Raw genomic sequence first — 19,083 nt, 5'->3', positions numbered from 1 at the left:
TGAAATTTGTGGAACGGTTTTGCAGACACCTGAATTAGTTTTGCTTATTCTCGGTGACGACTTTAATAAAGACATCATTCATGCTGGGAATAATTTCGTTGAACGAAAGAATTTCCACATGCTCGAGCAGGTTGCGAAGCAATTCATTGGGCGAGCTGCCATTGACAAATTGCACCGCGAGTTTGTGGGCTGTTTCCGCCGGCTCGTTATGAAGAATCTGGAAAGCGTTGCCCAAATTCCTTGTGAGCTTGTCGTAATCGCCCCGGTATTCCACTTCAAAAATGTTTGACTTGTATTGCTGGCGTATTTCCTGGGTCGGTCCGTCAAGAATCTTTTTCGATTTATCGATCAACGCAATGTGATCGCACAGCTCTTCGACCGAAGCCATGTTGTGTGTAGAGAAAATAATGGTGGCTCCTTTATCGCGCAATTGCAGGATCTCATTCTTCAGTAAGTCGGCGTTGATGGGGTCGAAGCCGCTGAACGGTTCATCGAAAATGAGCAGCTCGGGCTGGTGCAGCACCGTACAGATAAACTGCACTTTCTGTTGCATCCCTTTGGAGAGCTCCATCACTTTCTTGTCCCACCAGGGAGTAATCTCGAATTTCTCGAACCAGTATTTGAGCTGCTTCATGGCATCGCGGCGGCTCATGCCTTTCAGCTGGGCCAGGTAAAGTGCCTGTTCGCCAACTTTCATTTTTTTATACAGACCGCGTTCTTCCGGCAGGTAACCAATCCGGTAAACATCTTCCGACTTGAGCGGGTGTCCTTTAAATTCCAGCTTACCACTATCGGGCGCGGTAATCTGGTTAATAATGCGTATCAGTGTTGTTTTTCCGGCTCCGTTGGGACCCAGTAACCCGAAGATGCTTCCTTCGGCTACCGAAATGCTCACCTCCGACAGAGCCCGGAACTTGTTGTAGTTTTTTACAACATTTTGCGCTGAAAATAATTCCATGGTTTTAAGGTTAATAAGATGAATTGTCAATTGATTTGGCCGGCTGAATTTCAGGTTCGGCTATGATTTCGTTTTGATTATATTCAGTTAAAGGTAAATGAATTCTTTTAAAGAGAAGTGAAAAATTTCTCCATCGGAACCGCTTTGCGGCGAGCCAGATGAAAACCAGCGAAATGGCTACAAGCGCCAGAATATCGAACGATGGATTGTATTTCGTTATCATGAAAAAGGCCTTGGTAGGAATGGCGCTCGCTTCCTGCGTGACGAACAGCGTGCCGAAAATATTATTAATGGCGTGGGCGCCCCAGGCCAGTTCCAGACCGTCATCCATAATGGTGCAAATGCCAAAGAATAATCCGAACCATAAATACTGCGGCATCACCATCCACGCGCCGTATTCCTGTACTTCCGGATTGGCAAAGTGAAGACTTCCGAATATCAGCGTCGTCACAATTAGCGGAACCCAACGGGTAAGCGTCAACCGGGCAAATCCCTGCATCAGGTAGCCGCGGAAAAGTATTTCCTCGAAACCGGTTTGCAGCGGGATAATGAAAATGGCCACGAGAATGAGGCCGATAAAGCCGGAGGGATCGAAACTCCAGTGAAAGGTCTCAATTCCCGTAAGGTGAGCTACCAGCGAATAAGCCGCCAGCAGAACGAGCCAAACGGATGCAGCCCAGAAGAAACGTTTCCAGCGAAAGCGGCGCGCACCCGTCAGCAGCGTTTTGAAAGGCCGCTGATGAACGGGTTTCATGAAAATTACGAAAGCGACAAAGCCCAGTACAAACGGCATCATCGCCAGGATAATTCCGACGCTCGGGGGAATTCCCATGCCGGTCAGATCCATCGGGTTACTGGCAGAGTAGTGTAAATCGACACCGCGCGTTGCCTGGATGGCCATGACTGCAATAAACGGGAGAGAACCCAACATCTCCGCGAAAATAAACAGCAGTAAAAACATGAGCAGCCAGTAGCGGAATTTGGTTTTTCCCTGGAAAGCGTAACTAAAAAACTCCACGTTCATTAAGTTTAGTGAATGCAACTTCACTTACATTGGTTCATTCACCTTCCGAATAGTTACAGATCTTACATGGAATTTTACTGAAAAAACGAAATTATTTTCCGAATTCTGTACAACGTGAAGTTATTTTTCCTGTTTTTCCCACGTAAACTGGCGATTCGAAATCTCCGGAGTTACGGGCGAGCCGTTGAGGTTGTATGGAACACCCAGGTTGGCAGGCTCGGGCGGAATGAAGCTCGTCTGCTTGCCGGTTAACGTCAGTTTTCCAGGCGTAATTTTCACGATACCATACAACGGATCTTTATAAGGAAGCGTAAACTTCGCCAGCGGGAAATTATGATCGATAGCGGCAGGGTAGTGCTTATCGCTCTGGTAATCTTCGCCCACCCAACGGTACGACAAACTGTTGATACGAATGTAATGAATGCCGTTGATGGTTTTTTCAACATCTGTACCGTCGTGTCCGCTGAAACAAGCTACCACCTTATTGTATCCGGCCTCTTTGTTGGCTTCTTCCAGAATCTTCCGCACGTCGGCACCATTGGCGCAACCCTGGGGATTTTCCAGGCTTTGGTGAGAGAAAATGATGGTGGTTAAATTCGATCTTTTCAGCTCTTTCTTCAGCCAATCCAGTTCTTTCGGGGAAACGTAATTTACGCCTTTTTTCACCTCGTCGTAAAAGTTGCCGTGGTCATAATCGATGTATTCGTTCCGGAAAAAAAGGTAGTTGGTATCGAGCACGATGAAATGGACATTCCCTTTCTTGAACGCGTAATAGTTCGATGGCATATCGGTGAAGCGGAGGAAATCATTCTTGGACGCTTCGTCCAGGTCATGTTCCCCGAGGACCTGGTACGTATCGCCGTCAAAGCTATTCCAGATGTTGATGAATTCTTTGTATTCCGGCTTGGGCGGGCAAAAGGCACCCAGTGAGATAATGAAGTCGACGTTATTCTTCTCTGCAGCTTTAACGAAATCTTTTAGCCTTCTGGCTGCATCCGGAATGACATCGGCATTGACATCCGAGCATACGGCAAATGAAACATGCTCGGGCCGGCGGCCTGAACTGCACGACTGCATCGATGGAACGATGGTCAGTAGCCCGATTACAAGGGCTGAGGTTTTGAGGAAATTACGTCTGTTGAATGCCATAACCTGTACTTTTTATCTAAACATTAATGGGAGCGGCGTTTTCTGGAACCGCTCCGATGTTAGGTTGTAGCCGGAAAAGTCAGGTTTTTCAAATATAACAATCTACTGAAGATTTTTCTTTAGGAATAAAATGGCATCTTCTTTCATTTGGTCGGTCACTTTATGAGCCACACCGTCATAGGTTTCATAAGTGGCATTGATGCTGTCTGCCTTATAGAGCTTCTCTGCTTCGGTCCAGCGTTGCTGCATATCTTTCCCGAAAAGGTTATAAATCAGCTCCTGGTCGGCCTTGTCGTAACCATCGTCATACGGCACTGAGTCATTCGTGTCGTCGCTGCCAATGAAAAAGAACATGGGGATTTGCCGGAACGCCTGCAAATTAAACGGCTTACCAATCAATTCCTTGAAATCGCCGGTACCAACCGGGTAGCGCAAGGTTCGTCCTTCCCATTCTCCTTGCGGGGCAATGGGCCAGCCTCCGGGCGAGCCCACCACGGATGCTTTTACCATTTCGGGGTGCAGAGCTGTGAAGCGGTTGGCAAACATACCAGCAGCCGAGAAGCCCATGACGGCAATCTTCGGGTCGGTTTCGATGCCCCAGCGCTCTTTCAGTATCTCTTTAATTTCGTTGAAGGCTTCGATGGCCTGCAAATCCAGTCGTGCCAATGCTTTGTGCGAAGTAGTCATCACGTCGCGGTCGAGTGCGTGCGTATAGATTCTCCACTGCTCGTATTGCAGCGGGCGCGGAAAAATCGACGTTACATAAATCACCGGCAGTTGTTCGGTCAGCTCCGGAGCCATGGCCCGGGCATCCTTGATGGCCTGCTTGGCTTCCCAATCGAAATTGTCGGTGGCTTTTCCTGTGTTGTTCGGGACAAACAAAATAACAGGTGTTTCGTGCTTAATGCGCTCTTCCGAGGGGGTGTAAATCAGGAATGGCCAGTCTCTTACTTTCGTTGTGTCTGCTTCCAGTTTCGTCAACTGACCGTAAGGCTTGTCAATGGTTTGCAACGACGGGATGTGCTTCAGCTTGTTTGATTTTTTATGGCTACAGGCCGAAAAGAGAATCAATATAGCGAATAAGGAATACCAGATCTTCATAGATACATGTTTTTTCGGTTCAGTACTTATTCCCGTCACAGTCATTTGTTTGTCCGACAGGTTAGTTTTGCCTGCAATTTTAGGAAAATTAACCCGGATGTTCAATAATTGAGCCGGACATATTATCGATTGTTTTACATATTTAAATCCAACCGCCGGCCTTTCTGCCTGAGCGAACACTAAAACGCAACCGCATCGATTGATGTTTTCCTACCGGGAAATTTAAAGTAGGGAAGGCGGTTCGTCAGGGGGAAAGTTGTATGTGCTGAAAGCCCTGTTAAAAAAAGTTGTCAAAGAATTTCCGATCGGCTAATTCACTATATTTAGCCACCCGCAGCGAGCCTTCAACCGCCCGGGAGACAAATCAACAAAGAAACAGACAGGTCTTTCAGGACAACATATGGTGCAAGGCTTTTACAAAAAATCCAGGTCCTTCCTTTTCTCAGGAGTGATGGTTATGATGGTGTTCGTGCATGGCAATGCCGACGCAGCAGTTCAGACAAAAATCAGCAACTACAAGGTTTGGTTTGGAACAGGCGATTACCTGCAAAAACAAGTACTGATCATCCGGAGATACGATGAGTCGGGAGAACTGTTTTACATCGGGGTTGATCCGAACAGCCTCCAGACTATGAATATTCCGGCCCGGCATATCGTGGTCAGGCCGCTTACCTGGCAGCAGATACGAGCTGATTATAAAAACACGCCTTACATCAGGGCCATTCAAACCGCCGAAAAACGCTCTTTTACTTTGCAGGATGCCGGTATTGTTCACGGTTTCCCGAAAGAAAAGGGAATCACGCTAACCGTCGATTTGTGTCCGTCGCACCGCCCGCTCGACCGGGTTATTTTTACCTCACTAATTTCGGAATTTGGCAAAACCGAAAAACCGGTTCCGGTGGCTTTGTCGGTTACCGGCCGCTTCATGCTGACGCATCCGGCAGATATCGCCTGGCTGAAAGAGCTGAATACCGATGGCAAGATTGCTGTCACGTGGATTAACCATACTTACAACCATCGCTACAATCCGCACGCGCCGCTCAACCGGAATTTCCTGTTGGAGCCCAACACCAATCTCAAATTCGAGGTGTTGCAAACCGAAATCGCGATGTTGCAAAAAGGATTGCTCTTTTCCGTGTTCTTCCGGTTTCCCGGATTGGTGTCGGAACACCGGGTGGTGGACAATGTACTCGGCTATGGCCTGATTCCCATTGGCAGCGATGCGTGGCTGGCCAAGGGACAACCGGCAGCGGCCGGAAGCATTGTGCTCATTCACGGCAACGGCAACGAACCGGTGGGGGTGAAGGACTTCCTGAAACTCCTGCAGGCCGACCGCACCGCTGTGATGAAAAAGCAGTGGCTGCTGTACGACCTCCGCGAAACCGTGAAGGTCGAATTCCACGAGTAATTTTCTCCGGTGGCGCTGTTAACAAATGCGCAAAGCCCGACTTTTCCCCGGCGAAGCCGTTAACAAACGTGCAAGCCTCCACTTTTCGTCAGGGAAGCCATTAATAAATGTGCGAGCCTTCACTTTTCTCCGCCCATGTCATTCACTAACGTGAATGGTCCGAATTTTTGGACCCAAAGGTTTTCACAAACCTCCAAAGGGTAAATCTTGAAACAAGTAAAATATTTATGTTGAGTTTATTGAGTATATTTAGGCTAACTCCTGATCTCGTGTAATTAAGTTTAAAAAATAGAAAATGAAAGACATTGTATTTGTTAAAGGGAAAATCATTTACAAATCAGGAGTTCATTTGGTTAAGGAAGAGATCGCATATGCTACTGATGAATGGGAAAGAGCTGCTGAACAAGTGATTAATGGTGACTTAATTATCACCGAAAAAAATCTATTGATGCCATACACGATTTATTGCGCATCAGAGGATGTCATACACGAGAATATGACATTCGAAGAATTTTTATTATTTGATTTTGTATTACAACGTCCTGAAGATGTACTAAGAATTTTTAAAGAAGAGATTAACTATCTGAAACGACTTAAAGAGCAAAATATAATCAGTGAACTGATGCCGGTATTAAATAGACAAATTTATATTGGAGTGGTAGGTACAATGGAATTGTTTCTGTCTGATTTCTTATTCTGTATGGTTCTCGGGTATAGAAAATATTATAATAGATTTTGTGAAAGTAGTTCACGGACATTTAGCCTAAAGGAAATCTCTAATAAAAGATGGAAAATCCAAGATGGGGTTAGTAAGGCAATATTGGAAACTAATTATCATCGGTTGGGTGAGGTTGCTAAAATCTACAAGAAAGCCCTCGGTTTGGAGTTTCCTTCTTTCGAGAAACTTGAAAAGAAGATACTAACCAGACATAATTTAGTACACAGAAATGGTTATCCAAGTAAAAAATCAGAATATATAAAGGTTGATCATAAAATGATAGATGAGCTAATTGTTGAGGTACAAATGTTGGTGGATCATATTATTGAAAATATGAAAACTGAAATAGATAACTGGCTTCCGGTACCAGCCAAAAAATAAACTTGAATACTGTATTTAATGGTTTGAAAAAAGATAGATGTCAGGGCTACGCCCCTAAATTATCACTAAATCAACGATGCTACGAAGATTAAAGGGCTAACGCCCCTTGGATGAAAAACATAAGCCTTTGTTTCATTTATAAGAGTTGTGTTTTACTTGTCAGCAAGCAAATAATAGACTACCTTTTAGTTGATGAAAACAATTTCCGTTGAGTAGCAATCTGTTCCTTCTTATAGGAAAAGGGGGCGCTAGCCCTCAAATCTTCTTAGAAAAATGAATCGAAATAAAACAGGAGGGGCGTAGCCTACGAGTGTTCGAAACCTTGTAAGAAGTTATCGAAAAACCAGGCTTGGGTCTCCCCCCGCGAAGGTTATCAGCATTTTAGTAATTAATTCATCAAGTTCAATTCGGAAGCGTCTCACTGCAGTTTTGTACCCGAGGTCATTACTTTTCTTATACATCAGAATTAAAATAGCCAGAATCAGGGTTAGGTACAATACAATTTTGATTCCATTGAGCGTTGTCGATACAAAATGAGAAAAGTTTAATTCCTGTTTGATAAAACGAAAGAATACTTCAATATCCCATCTTTTATGATAGATGGCTATTATCTCCTCAATATTCAAATCAAAACAATTAGTCAAAAAGCATATTTCTTCTTTTCCCTGTTTCTCCCTTTGGGTCCTAATTAGTCGGTAAGGGGCACTTAGTTTACTTTGTTGGTTATACAGACGAATAAATTGATCGCTAATAATAACCAGGTTATTACATTTTGGGACTTTAATTTCGGCGGAACTGATGAGCTCATATCTGGCTTTTGGGTTTATTCTGGTGACAAATTGTATCCCCTGCTCACAAAAGTCTGTAAAAATATCCCGTTTGTTCACCCCTCGATCGAAAACAAAGATACCGGATTTATCTGCATGATTGAAAATAGCTAAAGGAATGGTTTTGTTTTCATTATGTTCTTCCTGACTGGTAAATATTTCTGCTCCACAAGGAAAAATATCGGTCATTAATAAGGTATATTTTACCTGTTTCTTCTTATGGTACTGATTGCCGACAATCATTCCTTCTCTAAGCTTATTTGCTGTTTCGGTTACCAGCGTAGAATCAACCCGGACAATTGAGTGACTTTCTGATTCTTCCGGGGTAAAACGTTTTGCAAAGGTGGCATAAACAAATTCATAAATCTTCTTGAAGTACTCAGGATTCATTGTGGCTAGTCTGTCTGAAAGAGAATTGTAGTGCGTTTGACTTTGTTGATCAATATTGAAGAGGAATTTAAACTTTTGGGAGTTATATATATCTTCCAGCTCTCGAAGGCTTATTTTGGTACTTTCAAGGTAACCATACAATAACAGGTAGAACATATTTTTGCCGAACATCTTTTTTACCTGATGATCGACTCCTGTAGCATCGCTCAAATCTTCAAGAAGAGAATCGGGGATCATTTTTAATAGCTCCTCCGCAGTAAGCTTATTTGAAGTGCTTTTGGTCAAGATAAATACCCGTTAATAGTAGTAAAGATAGTTGTAACTCCATTGTTTGCACAACCATTACCACAATAGTAATTACCAATATATCAACATGTTTATGACTAAACTTTAAGTTTTGATATTTGCTTATGATGACATGTTAATAGAATGTTGAAAAACGACGGGGTAATTTAGAATTTTAAAGATTTTCATGTTTCGAACACTCCTAGGCGTAGCCCTAAAATCTCAAACAATTAGAGACATGGCAAATACCTACACCCAGCTATATATCCAATATGTATTCTCGGTAAAAGGCAGGAGAAATTTTATAAAAGAAAAATTCAGGGAGGAACTGGAAAAGGTCATGTGTGGCATTATTACCAACCACCATTGTAAAACCTATGCGATATATTGTAACCCCGATCATTCCCATGTTTTTGTAGGAATGCATCCCACGATATCTCCATCCAAATTAATGGAACAGGTAAAATCGGGTTCGTCAAATTGGTTAAACGATAGGAATCTTATTCCAGGAAAATTTGCGTGGCAAGATGGTTATGGGGCATTTTCCTATTCCAGATCTCATATCGACAGGGTTGTAAAATATGTGTTAAACCAACCTGAACATCATAAGAAACAATCATTTCAGGACGAATATTTGTCGTTTTTGAAAAAATTTGATGTGGATTATGACCCGAAATATCTATTTGAATGGTATGAAAATGGATAGATGTCAGGGCTACGTCCCTAGATTATCACCAAATCAACGATGCTACGAAGATTAAAGGGCTATCGCCCCTTGGATGAATTAGAGAAACCTAATAACCACAACAAGGCTGCCCCAATTGTGCGATGCACGTTTGAGACAGCCTTTGTTTCACTTGTTGGAGTTGTGTTTTATTTGTCAAAAAGTAAATAATAATTTACCTTTAGTTCATGAAATGTTCTGAGCTTTACCGAATATTAATCAAAGATGGATGGTATCCGATTTCTCAGAAAGGGTCGCATGTAAAGATGAAGCATGCCACCAAAACAGGAGTGATTATTTTTCCGAATCACGGGAGTCAGGAAGTAGGTAAAGGACTCGAAAAGAAAATCCTTAGAGATGCAGGGATAAAAAAGTGATGGATTAAAAAAGGATGAAGGCGATGAAAACAATGAAGAAAAAAATAACAATAATCGTTGAAAAGACCGATACCGGATTTTCAGCGTATAGCAATGATTATCCAATTTTTACTACCGGTCGGACCGTTCCCGAGCTGATGAATAATGCGCACGAAGCTGCCGGTTTGTATTTCGAAGATGAAGATATTCTGCTAACGCACGAGAATCTGAAGTTCGAAATTGATTTCAATCAATTCTTTCAGTACTACAAAGTATTAAATGCCAAATTTCTGGCTGACAAGATTGGAATGAACCCAACGCTCCTTTCTCAATACATTCAGGGACATAAGAAACCTTCAGCCAAGCAGGCGGAGAAAATATTAAATGGGATTCATCAGATTGGGCAGGAGTTGTCAGAAATCAATCTGATCTACGAACAGTAGATATTTTTTAAATAACCAACAAGGCTGCCTCAATTGTGCGATGCACGTTTGAGACAGCCTTTGTTTATTTTATGGAGTTTTGCTTTACTTGTATTCGTTCCACGATTTGATAACAATATCCTCCTCACTCATTTTGGTAATGGCGTAGATGTATGCACTGGCCACACGTGCGTTGGTCAGGAGCGGAATATTGAAATCGACAGCGTTTCTCCGGATTTGGTAGCCGTTCGACAACTCACGTTTGGTGTGGTTTTTCGGAATGTTAATCACCATTTCTACTTTCTTGTCGCGAATCAGTTCCAGGGTGTTCGGGCTCTGGTCTTCCTCATCGGGCCAGTAGGCCAATTCCGTTTGGATGCCGTTGTCGAGGAAGAACTTGTGCGTTCCACCGGTTGCGTAAATCGTAAAGCCGCGCTCCTTCAGCATGCGGGCGCTGTTTAGCATTTCCACTTTTCCGCGGGTCGGTCCCGACGAAATCAGGATGCTCTTCTTCGGAATGCGGTACCCCACCGAAAGCATCGACTTCAGCAACGCTTCGTAGAAATTTTCACCGATACAGGCCACCTCACCGGTCGAAGCCATATCCACACCCAGCACCGGGTCGGCATTTAGCAGACGGTGGAAGGAGAACTGCGGCGCTTTCACACCCACGTAATCGAGCTCGAATGCCGATTTGTCCGGCTTCTCGAATGGAACATCCAGCATTGCCTTCGTGGCGATTTCAATCAGGTTTGTCTTCAATACCTTGGAAACAAACGGGAAGGAGCGGGAAGCCCTCAGGTTACACTCGATAACCTTGATGTCGTTGTCTTTGGCCAGGAACTGCATGTTGAACGGGCCGGTGATTTCCAGCGCCTGGGCAACCTGCCGCGAAATCTTCTTGATACGGCGGATGGTTTCCACATACAGTTTCTGCGGCGGGAAAACGATGGTTGCGTCGCCGGAGTGCACTCCGGCAAACTCCACGTGTTCTGAAATCGCGTAAGCCACCACTTCGCCATTCTTGGCTACCGCATCGATTTCAATCTCCTTGGCATTTTCGATGAACTCGGAAACGACTACCGGATGCTCTTTGGAAACGTGAGCGGCCAGTTCGAGGAAATGCTGCAGCTGGTCGCGGTTCGAAACCACGTTCATGGCTGCTCCCGACAGTACGTACGAAGGACGAATCAGCACCGGGAAACCGACTTCATCCACAAATTTGTAGATGTCCTCAATGGTCGTCAGCTGGCTCCAGCGTGGCTGGTCGACTCCCAGACGATCGAGCATGGCCGAGAATTTATTCCGGTCTTCGGCGTTGTCAATTTTCTCGGCCGAGGTTCCCAAAATCGGGACATGTTGACGGTGCAGGCGCATGGCGAGGTTGTTCGGAATCTGACCACCCGTGGAAAGAATCGTTCCTTTGGGCTGTTCCAAATCCACGATGTCCATCACGCGCTCGAAGGTGAGCTCGTCGAAATAGAGCCGGTCACACGTATCATAATCGGTCGAAACCGTTTCCGGGTTGTAGTTGATCATGATGGCGCGGTACTTCTGCTGCCGGATGGTGTTAATGGCATTTACCGAACACCAGTCGAACTCTACCGACGAACCGATCCGGTAGGCTCCCGAACCCAACACAATTACCGATTGATTGTCGTGCTGGAATTCGATATCGTGCTCCGAACCGTTGTAGGTCAGGTAGAGGTAATTGGTCTGCGCCGGATATTCTCCCGCCAGCGTATCGATTTGTTTCACGTAAGGCAAAATGCCCAGTTTCTTCCGGTATTCACGCACCTTAATCAGGTCACCGTTGATCTTTTCATCGGCGCTCTTGAGAACCAAACGCGCAATTTGGAAATCGGAATAACCTTGCTTTTTCGCGAGCAAGAGCATTTCGTAAGGAATATCTTCCAGTTTGCTGAGTTTCTCCAGTTCGTTGCGCAGAATATAAATATTATTCAGCTTTTGCAGGAACCACTTATCGATGCGGGTCATTTCCCACACTTTTTCTACTGAATGGCCGTGATGGAAGGCTTCCGCGATAGCGAAAATACGACGGTCGGTTGGCTGCTGAAGCTCTTCTTCCACATCGTCGATTTTTGCTTGCCCGCTGTTGGCCACAAATCCGTGCATGCCCAAGCCGACCATCCGGATACCTTTCTGGATGGCTTCTTCGAACGAGCGGCCGATGGCCATAATCTCACCCACCGATTTCATGCTCGAGCCGAGGTTCTTCGAAACACCAGTAAATTTAGTGAGGTCCCAACGGGGAATCTTCACCACCACGTAATCGAGCGCTGGCTCAAAAGCGGCAGTGGTTACTTTGGTCACTGCATTTTTCAGCTCGTGCAAACCGTAGCCGAGTCCCAGTTTAGCGGCCACAAAAGCCAGCGGATAACCGGTAGCCTTGGAAGCCAGCGCTGACGAGCGAGACAGACGGGCGTTCACCTCAATCACCCGGTAATCTTCGGAATTCGGGTCGAGGGCGAACTGCACATTACATTCCCCTACCACACCGATTTTGCGGATGATTTTGATGGAGAGTTCCCGCAGCTTGTGGTACTCGGCATTGGAAAGCGTTTGCGACGGAGCCACCACAATCGACTCACCAGTGTGTATGCCCAGCGGGTCGAAGTTTTCCATATTACACACCGTGATACAGTTGTCGAAGCGGTCGCGCACCACTTCGTACTCTACCTCTTTCCAGCCTTTCAGCGACTCTTCCACCAGAATTTGAGGTGAGTAGGAGAAGGCGTTATCGGCCAGTTTGTTCAGCTCGTCCATGTTGGAGCTAAAGCCGGAACCCATACCTCCTAAGGTATAGGCGGCACGAATGATGAGCGGGAAGCCCAGTTTTTCGGCAGCTGCCCTCGCTTCCTCGATGGAAGAACAGGCGATGCTTCGCGGCGTTCGCACATTGATTTCGCCCAAAATGCCGGCAAAAATTTCCCGGTCTTCGGTGTTGATGATAGACTGTACCGGAGTACCCACCACCTGCACATTATATTTTTCGAGAATGCCGCCACGGTACAAATCAACCCCGCAGTTGAGGGCAGTCTGTCCACCAAAGGCCAGCAGAATGCCGTCCGGCTTCTCCTTCTTAATCACTTCTTCCACAAATTTTGCCGTCACCGGGAGGAAATACACCTTGTCGGCGATATTCTCCGATGTTTGGATGGTGGCAATATTCGGGTTAATCAGAACAGTCTCGACGCCTTCCTCTTTCAGCGCTTTGAGTGCCTGCGAACCGGAATAGTCAAATTCGCCGGCTTCTCCGATTTTCAGTGCCCCCGAACCGAGGACAATCACTTTCTTGATATCTTTATTGAGCATGGTTTTCAATCGTTTTGCATGATGAATGAACAAGTTGCGTTGCCTGTATCATTCGGCCGGTTCATTGCTTTTTGTACTTCTTGATGTTGGTGATGAAATCATCGAAGAGGAATTCCGTATCCACCGGACCCGATGAGGCCTCGGGGTGGAACTGGGTAGAGAAGAAAGGCTTGGTTTTGTGCCGAATTCCTTCGTTGGTCTGGTCGTTCACATTCACAAACATCGGTTCCCAATCTTCCGGCAGGGTTTTGTCGTCGATGGCGTAACCGTGGTTTTGTGAAGTAATGTAGCATTTGTCCGTGCCGGTCATCAGCACCGGCTGATTATGGCTCCGGTGACCATATTTTAGTTTGTAAGTATCACCTCCGGCGGCACGTCCCAGCAGCTGGTTTCCCAGGCAGATACCCATGATGGGCTTCACATCGTCCAACGCTTTGCCGACATTTTCAACGGTTTCCTGCACCATCGCCGGGTCACCCGGTCCGTTGGAAAGGAAAATTCCGTCACACTCAATTGTATTGAAATCGTAATCCCACGGCACGCGGATGACGGTCGTGTTTCGTCGCAATAAACACCGGATAATGTTGTTTTTCACTCCGCAGTCGACCAGCACTACTTTGTGGTCGCCGTTTCCGTATGTCTGAATATCGTCGACGCTTACCCGGGAAACGAGGTTTTCTTCATTCGGGTCATAAAAATCGATCTCGTTTCCTTCGAAAACGATTTTTCCCAACATCGAACCTTTTTCCCTGAGGATTTTGGTCAGGGCGCGGGTGTCGATATCAAACAGACCGGGAACTTCATTTTCCTTCAGCCAGTCTCCCAGGCTTTTCATCGCGTTCCAGTGACTGTACTCGAATGAATAATCAGATATAATGAGCGCGCTCACATGAATTTTGTCCGACTCAAAGTACCTGAAAATACCATCTTCTTCCACGTCGTTGGGAACGCCGTAGTTTCCAATCATCGGGTAAGTCGATACCAGGATTTGCCCGGTGTAGGAAGGATCGGTGAGGCTTTCGGGGTAACCCGTCATTGCCGTGTAAAACACCACTTCTCCGGCTATCGACTTCTCGTATCCGAAAGATTTCCCTTCGAATACGGTCCCGTCCTCAAGAATCAATTTTGCTTTCTGCACGTTTTGCATTTCCGGTTGATTTTATTGCTGATTTTATATGATTTTTCGAAACGTGTGGACAAAAAAAATGCGTTCCCACTGCCTTGTACTCGGCAGCAAAAACGCATTTCTCAGCGTGTCTGTCTAATATTCTAAAGACATGTTGCACGGCACAAAAATAGGTTATTTCCTGCTTGATGTCCAAAATTTCAATGTAAAATAATTAATAATTATTCACCTCGCTTTCGAGAATGGGTCAAAATTATGAATAAATTTACATTTAAATGCATAATTATTCGATTTTAATGCATAAAATTGCAATCAGAATAAATAAATATTCATAATGAAGAATCGGACACAACGCCTGTTGGCCATCAAAAAAATTATCTCAGGTGACCGAATCAGCAGCCAGGATGAGCTGCTGAATCTGTTGAATAAAGAGGGATACGAGGTGACGCAGGCGACGCTTTCGCGAGATTTGAAATCGCTTCAAGTGATGAAAATCAGCGATTCACAACATGGATATATATACCGTTTGCGTGAAAATCTGGCGAATACTGATGAGTCGGTGCCGGATATTTCGCATGCCAACTTTTTGGCCGACGGTTTTTTAAAAGTAGAATTTTCAGGAAATCTGGGGGTTGTGACAACGCTTCCGGGGTATGCCAGTAGCATTGCATCGGTAATTGACAAAGCGAACTTATTTGAAATATTAGGAACAGTGGCAGGTGACGATACCATTCTGCTCATTGTCAGAGAGGGAGTTGGCCGTAATGATGTCATCAACGCGTTAATCATGACCATGCCCAAACTGGAAGGTAAAATTGATTAATAAGGAAAAACATGTTTCCGTTAAAGAAGAATAACAAAGACGAAAAAGCTGCCATCAAGGTCGTAGTGGCCGGAGAGGAACACATCAAGTATGTGGACGAGGTGAACGATGCCATCGACCTGGCTTCGAAGGAGCGCGGTACGGGTATCGCGCGCCGGACACATGAATACATTGAATCGAAGATAAAAGAAGGGAAAGCCATTATTGCCATCGACGGCGATAAGTTTGCCGGCTTTTGTTACATCGAAACATTTGGCACTAACAAGTTTGTAGCCAACTCGGGACTGATTGTTCCCCGAGAATATCGTGGCCATGGTTTGGCCCGCCGCATCAAGCAGCGCGCGTTCGAACTGTCACGCAGCAAATTCCCCGAAGCTAAAATCTTCGGTCTGACGACCGGATTAGCGGTGATGAAAATCAACTCCGATTTGGGGTACAAGCCGGTCACTTTCTCGGAATTGACGGATGACGAGCAATTCTGGAAAGGCTGTCAGAGCTGTGTGAACTACGACATTCTGCAACGAACTGGTCGGAGCAAATGCCTGTGTACCGGAATGCTTTACGATCCGGCCTGGAAAAATGGCAACGGAAAAAAAGGAAAAACTCCGTTTCAGGTATTTCGCGAATGGGTCGATAAACGCAAAGCCGAAAAACAGGCACTGGCCGAAAACAAAAACGGAAAAAAACCAGAGTAATCATCTTATCCGGTTAACGGAAAAAAGCATAAACAGTTATGAGTGAAAAAGTAGTTCTGGCATTTAGCGGAGGTTTGGATACATCGTATTGTGCCATCTACCTGTCGAAAGAAAAGGATCTGGAAGTTCATACGGCTATTGCCAACACGGGAGGTTTTTCGCCCGATGAACTGACCGATATTGAAAAACGTGCGTACGCGTTGGGTGTGAAGAGTCATAAAACCCTCGATGTAACGGAAGAATATTACCAGAAAGGTATAAAATACATGGTGTATGGTAATGTATTGCGAAACAACACCTATCCCATTTCGGTCAGCTCCGAGCGTATTTTTCAAGCCATCGCCATCATTGAATATGCGAAAAAAATTGGTGCCAAATATGTGGCGCACGGAAGTACCGGAGCCGGAAACGACCAGATTCGGTTCGATTTGGCTTTTCAGGTTTTGGCGCCGGAAATCGAAATTATTACGCCTACGCGTGATATGGAGTTGACCCGTGAGTTTGAAATCAATTATCTGAAAGATCACGGTGTGCAGGCCGATTATACGAAGATGGCTTACTCCATCAATGCCGGACTTTGGGGAACCAGTATCGGAGGTAAGGAAACGCTGACCAGTAATCAGACATTGCCGGAAGAGGCGTATCCAAGCCAGCTGACCAAGGAAGGTGAGGAGACATTGACCCTCGATTTTGTGAAAGGTCAGTTGAAAGGTGTGAACGGTAACAAGCATTTCAGCACGATAGATGCCATCCGTGAGGTGGAAGAAATTGGTTCGGCGTGGGCTGTTGGCCGCGACATGCACATCGGCGATACCATCATCGGTATCAAAGGTCGGGTAGGATTCGAAGCAGCTGCTCCGATGCTTATTATCAAAGCACACCAGATGCTGGAAAAACATACGCTGACCAAATGGCAGCAGTACTGGAAAGATCAGTTGGGCAACTGGTATGGAATGTTTCTCCACGAAGCAATGTACCTGGAGCCGGTGATGCGCGATATCGAAAAATTCCTGGAAAGTACACAAGAGAATGTTACCGGAAAGGTGATTATCAAACTGCGTCCGTACACCTTCCAGTTAGTGGGAATTGAATCGGAGCACGATTTGATGAAGTCGGAATTCGGTGAATACGGCGAGATGAACAAGGGCTGGACAGCAGATGACGCCAAAGGATTTACCAAAATTCTGGGCAACCAGTTGAAGATTTTCTATTCAGTCAATAAGAAATAAACACATTCAATGGCTACAGTAAGCACGGGGATCGTTGGCGGTGCGGGTTATACGGCGGGTGAGCTTTTGCGCATCCTGTTAAATCATCCGGCTGCCGATGTTTCCTGTATACAAAGTTCCAGTAACAATGGGCAACCGGTTACTTCGGTGCACAAAGATTTAATCGGGGAGACCGATTTGGTGTTTTCAGACATTGACTTTGATGCTGTTGATGTGATTTTTCTCTGCATGGGACACGGAAAGTCAGCCGAATATCTTGAGAAGAATGATGTCCCGCAGCGCGTAAAAATTATCGATCTGAGTCACGATTTCCGCCTAAAGCGGGAAGGAAACGGCTTCGTATACGGTTTACCTGAATTGAACCGCGAAGAGATTCGCACCGCGAAACGCATTGCCAATCCGGGGTGTTTTGCTACCGGTATTCAGTTGGCTCTGTTGCCTTTGGCTTCAGCTGGTCTGCTTACTAAAGAAGTGCATGTTCATGCCATTACCGGTTCAACCGGAGCCGGGCAATCGCCTTCCGGAACTTCGCATTTTAGCTGGCGCAACAGCAATGTGTCAGTTTACAAAGCGTTTCAACATCAACACCTCGGCGAAATCTGTCAAAGCTTAGCACAGTTGCAAGGGCAGTTTGAGCAACCGCTGAACTTCATTCCCGTAAGGGGAAATCATACACGTGGTATTTTCGCTTCGGTTTACACCGATTTTGAAGGAACAGTGGAAGAAGCCCGCGAACTGTATCAGCGCTACTACGAAGGGCATCCGTTTGTGCATTTGTCGCCGGTAAATCCGGATCTGAAGCAGGTGGTGAATACCAATAAAGCGCTGCTTTACCTTGAAAAACATGACGACAAACTGCTTATTCTTTCCTGCACCGATAACCTTTTGAAAGGTGCGTCAGGGCAGGCTGTACAGAACATGAACCTGATGTTCGGATTGAAGGAAACCGCCGGGCTCAACCTGAAGCCGGTCGCATTTTAATCCCAAAAATAAATTCGAAAAAACATGGAACTTTTCGATGTATATCCGCTGTTCGATGTAGAACCGGTGGCGGCCAAAGGGTGTACCATCACCGATAAAAATGGCGTCGAATACCTCGATTTATACGGCGGACACGCCGTGATTTCTGTTGGGCATTCGCATCCTTATTATGTTCAAATGTTGAGCGAACAGCTGAAGAAAATGGGATTCTATTCCAACTCAGTCCAGAATCCATTACAGCGCGAACTCGCTCATAAGCTGGGAGCACTTTCCGGTTACGAAGATTATTCTCTTTTCCTGTGCAACTCGGGTGCCGAAGCCAACGAAAATGCATTGAAGCTGGCTTCCTTTCATACAGAAAGAGCCCGCATTGTTTCTTTCGAGAAGTCGTTTCATGGCCGTACTTCTGCAGCCGTAGCTGTAACCGATAACCCTTCCATTGTGTCACCTTTGAACGATACCGTGGAGCGGACTTTTCTTCCATTGAATGATGTAGAAGCCTTAGAAAGCGAACTAATGGAAGGCGATGTGGCGGCGGTCATAGTGGAAGGCATTCAGGGCATTGGGGGTTGCCGTGTGCCGGAACCTTCTTTCCTGGAAGAAGCCGGAAAACTTTGTCATCGGTACGGAACTGTCCTGATTCTGGATGAAATCCAATCGGGTTACGGGCGAAGCGGAAAATTCTTTGCGCATCAATATGCCAATGTGAAGCCCGATCTCATCACCATAGCGAAAGGAATGGGAAACGGTTTCCCGGTAGGAGGCGTTTTGATTAGTCCGGAGTTTGAAGCCCGCAAAGGAATGCTGGGAACAACTTTTGGTGGCAACTATCTTGCCTGTGCTGCCAGCATTGCTGTGTTAGACATTATGCAGAATGAGCAGTTAATCGAAAACGCTGAAGTTGTAGGCAACTACCTGATGGCGTCGCTGACTGGCATTGACAAAATCAAGGAAGTCCGTGGCCGCGGTCTGATGCTCGGATTGGAGTTCGATGAGCCTATTGCAGAAATCCGAAAGAAGCTGCTCTTCGAAGAAAAGATATTTACCGGTGTAACCGGAACTCACACCATCCGTTTGTTGCCACCTTTAGCCGTTACCCGTGAACAAGCCGAGCGGTTTTTATTGTCGCTGAAAAGGGTATTGGGTTAAT

General features: G+C 45.7%; 17 protein-coding genes. 10 read left to right on the top strand and 7 right to left on the bottom strand.

Annotated features, from left to right (window positions below; all coding sequences use genetic code 11):
- Nucleotides 1–34: 34 nt before the first annotated feature.
- The 4 genes from AC060N_RS17240 to AC060N_RS17225 form a co-directional block, all read right to left on the bottom strand.
- Nucleotides 35–958, bottom strand: coding sequence for an ABC transporter ATP-binding protein (locus AC060N_RS17240; protein WP_479524859.1), 924 nt, complete (start codon nt 956–958; stop codon nt 35–37).
- Between the two features lie 10 nt (nt 959–968).
- Nucleotides 969–1,976, bottom strand: a complete 1,008-nt coding sequence (locus tag AC060N_RS17235; protein WP_479524858.1) for a lysostaphin resistance A-like protein — start codon at nt 1,974–1,976, stop codon at nt 969–971.
- Between the two features lie 126 nt (nt 1,977–2,102).
- On the bottom strand, nt 2,103–3,131 hold the full coding sequence (locus AC060N_RS17230) for a metallophosphoesterase family protein (RefSeq protein WP_479524857.1): 1,029 nt from the start codon (nt 3,129–3,131) through the stop codon (nt 2,103–2,105).
- 102 nt (nt 3,132–3,233) lie between these two features.
- A complete protein-coding gene (locus tag AC060N_RS17225) occupies nt 3,234–4,232 on the bottom strand; it encodes a hypothetical protein (RefSeq protein WP_479524856.1) in 999 nt (332 codons plus the stop codon).
- Nucleotides 4,233–4,689: 457 nt separating this feature from the next.
- On the opposite strand from AC060N_RS17225, the gene AC060N_RS17220 reads away from it, so the two are divergent.
- Nucleotides 4,690–5,640, top strand: a complete 951-nt coding sequence (locus AC060N_RS17220; RefSeq protein WP_479524855.1) for a polysaccharide deacetylase family protein — start codon at nt 4,690–4,692, stop codon at nt 5,638–5,640.
- 295 nt (nt 5,641–5,935) lie between these two features.
- Entirely contained in the window at nt 5,936–6,739 is an 804-nt protein-coding gene (locus tag AC060N_RS17215) for a hypothetical protein (RefSeq protein WP_479524854.1), read from the top strand.
- A 332-nt stretch (nt 6,740–7,071) separates the two neighbouring features.
- Here AC060N_RS17215 and AC060N_RS17210 read toward each other — a convergent pair whose 3' ends face one another.
- Complete coding sequence (locus tag AC060N_RS17210) at nt 7,072–8,241, bottom strand: IS4 family transposase (protein WP_479524028.1); 1,170 nt, start codon at nt 8,239–8,241, stop codon at nt 7,072–7,074.
- A gap of 238 nt (nt 8,242–8,479) precedes the next feature.
- Here AC060N_RS17210 and tnpA point away from each other — a divergent pair, with 238 nt between their 5' ends.
- From tnpA to AC060N_RS17195, 3 genes are all read left to right on the top strand, one after another.
- Complete coding sequence (gene tnpA / locus AC060N_RS17205) at nt 8,480–8,947, top strand: IS200/IS605 family transposase (RefSeq protein WP_479524853.1); 468 nt, start codon at nt 8,480–8,482, stop codon at nt 8,945–8,947.
- A 206-nt stretch (nt 8,948–9,153) separates the two neighbouring features.
- The gene (locus AC060N_RS17200; RefSeq protein ID WP_479524852.1) at nt 9,154–9,342 is read left to right on the top strand and encodes a type II toxin-antitoxin system HicA family toxin; all 189 of its coding nucleotides are present in this window, start codon (nt 9,154–9,156) and stop codon (nt 9,340–9,342) included.
- Nucleotides 9,343–9,374: 32 nt separating this feature from the next.
- Nucleotides 9,375–9,764 carry a helix-turn-helix domain-containing protein gene (locus AC060N_RS17195; RefSeq protein WP_479524851.1) on the top strand — a complete coding sequence of 130 codons (390 nt, stop codon included), beginning with the start codon at nt 9,375–9,377 and terminating at the stop codon, nt 9,762–9,764.
- Between the two features lie 84 nt (nt 9,765–9,848).
- Here the strand turns inward: AC060N_RS17195 and carB are convergent, their stop codons facing one another.
- Together carB and carA are read right to left on the bottom strand one after the other, a co-directional pair.
- Nucleotides 9,849–13,079 carry a carbamoyl-phosphate synthase (glutamine-hydrolyzing) large subunit gene (carB, locus tag AC060N_RS17190; protein ID WP_479524850.1) on the bottom strand — a complete coding sequence of 1,077 codons (3,231 nt, stop codon included), beginning with the start codon at nt 13,077–13,079 and terminating at the stop codon, nt 9,849–9,851.
- Nucleotides 13,080–13,140: 61 nt separating this feature from the next.
- Nucleotides 13,141–14,226: a glutamine-hydrolyzing carbamoyl-phosphate synthase small subunit gene (gene carA / locus AC060N_RS17185; RefSeq protein WP_479524849.1), complete on the bottom strand. Its 1,086-nt coding sequence runs from the start codon at nt 14,224–14,226 to the stop codon at nt 13,141–13,143.
- A gap of 313 nt (nt 14,227–14,539) precedes the next feature.
- On the opposite strand from carA, the gene AC060N_RS17180 reads away from it, so the two are divergent.
- The 5 genes from AC060N_RS17180 to AC060N_RS17160 are packed head-to-tail and all read left to right on the top strand — an operon-like array spanning nt 14,540 to nt 19,082.
- Nucleotides 14,540–15,028, top strand: coding sequence for an arginine repressor (locus tag AC060N_RS17180; RefSeq protein WP_153640232.1), 489 nt, complete (start codon nt 14,540–14,542; stop codon nt 15,026–15,028).
- A gap of 11 nt (nt 15,029–15,039) precedes the next feature.
- Nucleotides 15,040–15,723 carry a GNAT family N-acetyltransferase gene (locus AC060N_RS17175; protein WP_479524848.1) on the top strand — a complete coding sequence of 228 codons (684 nt, stop codon included), beginning with the start codon at nt 15,040–15,042 and terminating at the stop codon, nt 15,721–15,723.
- Nucleotides 15,724–15,761: 38 nt separating this feature from the next.
- Entirely contained in the window at nt 15,762–16,952 is a 1,191-nt protein-coding gene (locus AC060N_RS17170; protein WP_479524847.1) for an argininosuccinate synthase, read from the top strand.
- Between the two features lie 9 nt (nt 16,953–16,961).
- Nucleotides 16,962–17,933 carry an N-acetyl-gamma-glutamyl-phosphate reductase gene (gene argC, locus AC060N_RS17165; RefSeq protein ID WP_479524846.1) on the top strand — a complete coding sequence of 324 codons (972 nt, stop codon included), beginning with the start codon at nt 16,962–16,964 and terminating at the stop codon, nt 17,931–17,933.
- A 24-nt stretch (nt 17,934–17,957) separates the two neighbouring features.
- Nucleotides 17,958–19,082 (top strand): aspartate aminotransferase family protein, encoded by a 1,125-nt coding sequence (locus AC060N_RS17160; protein WP_153640228.1) that lies wholly within the window; start codon nt 17,958–17,960, stop codon nt 19,080–19,082.
- The last annotated feature ends 1 nt before the right edge of the window (nt 19,083 follow it).

It is taken from the genome of Prolixibacter sp. DSM 2831, from assembly GCF_056493735.1.
Note: the sequence above shows the minus strand (reverse complement) of the source record. Positions and strands in the feature narration are given on the sequence as shown.

Excerpts from the sequence above, each read along its gene's own strand:
- AC060N_RS17240 (WP_479524859.1), bottom strand. The coding sequence starts at position 958 with ATGGAATTATTTTCAGCGCAAAATGTTGTAAAAAACTACAACAAGTTC.
- AC060N_RS17230 (WP_479524857.1), bottom strand. The coding sequence starts at position 3,131 with ATGGCATTCAACAGACGTAATTTCCTCAAAACCTCAGCCCTTGTAATC.
- AC060N_RS17225 (WP_479524856.1), bottom strand. The coding sequence starts at position 4,232 with ATGAAGATCTGGTATTCCTTATTCGCTATATTGATTCTCTTTTCGGCC.
- AC060N_RS17220 (WP_479524855.1), top strand. The coding sequence starts at position 4,690 with ATGATGGTGTTCGTGCATGGCAATGCCGACGCAGCAGTTCAGACAAAA.
- AC060N_RS17215 (WP_479524854.1), top strand. The coding sequence starts at position 5,936 with ATGAAAGACATTGTATTTGTTAAAGGGAAAATCATTTACAAATCAGGA.
- tnpA (WP_479524853.1), top strand. The coding sequence starts at position 8,480 with ATGGCAAATACCTACACCCAGCTATATATCCAATATGTATTCTCGGTA.
- AC060N_RS17200 (WP_479524852.1), top strand. The coding sequence starts at position 9,154 with ATGAAATGTTCTGAGCTTTACCGAATATTAATCAAAGATGGATGGTAT.
- AC060N_RS17195 (WP_479524851.1), top strand. The coding sequence starts at position 9,375 with ATGAAGAAAAAAATAACAATAATCGTTGAAAAGACCGATACCGGATTT.
- carB (WP_479524850.1), bottom strand. The coding sequence starts at position 13,079 with ATGCTCAATAAAGATATCAAGAAAGTGATTGTCCTCGGTTCGGGGGCA.
- carA (WP_479524849.1), bottom strand. The coding sequence starts at position 14,226 with ATGCAAAACGTGCAGAAAGCAAAATTGATTCTTGAGGACGGGACCGTA.
- AC060N_RS17180 (WP_153640232.1), top strand. The coding sequence starts at position 14,540 with ATGAAGAATCGGACACAACGCCTGTTGGCCATCAAAAAAATTATCTCA.
- AC060N_RS17175 (WP_479524848.1), top strand. The coding sequence starts at position 15,040 with ATGTTTCCGTTAAAGAAGAATAACAAAGACGAAAAAGCTGCCATCAAG.
- AC060N_RS17170 (WP_479524847.1), top strand. The coding sequence starts at position 15,762 with ATGAGTGAAAAAGTAGTTCTGGCATTTAGCGGAGGTTTGGATACATCG.
- argC (WP_479524846.1), top strand. The coding sequence starts at position 16,962 with ATGGCTACAGTAAGCACGGGGATCGTTGGCGGTGCGGGTTATACGGCG.
- AC060N_RS17160 (WP_153640228.1), top strand. The coding sequence starts at position 17,958 with ATGGAACTTTTCGATGTATATCCGCTGTTCGATGTAGAACCGGTGGCG.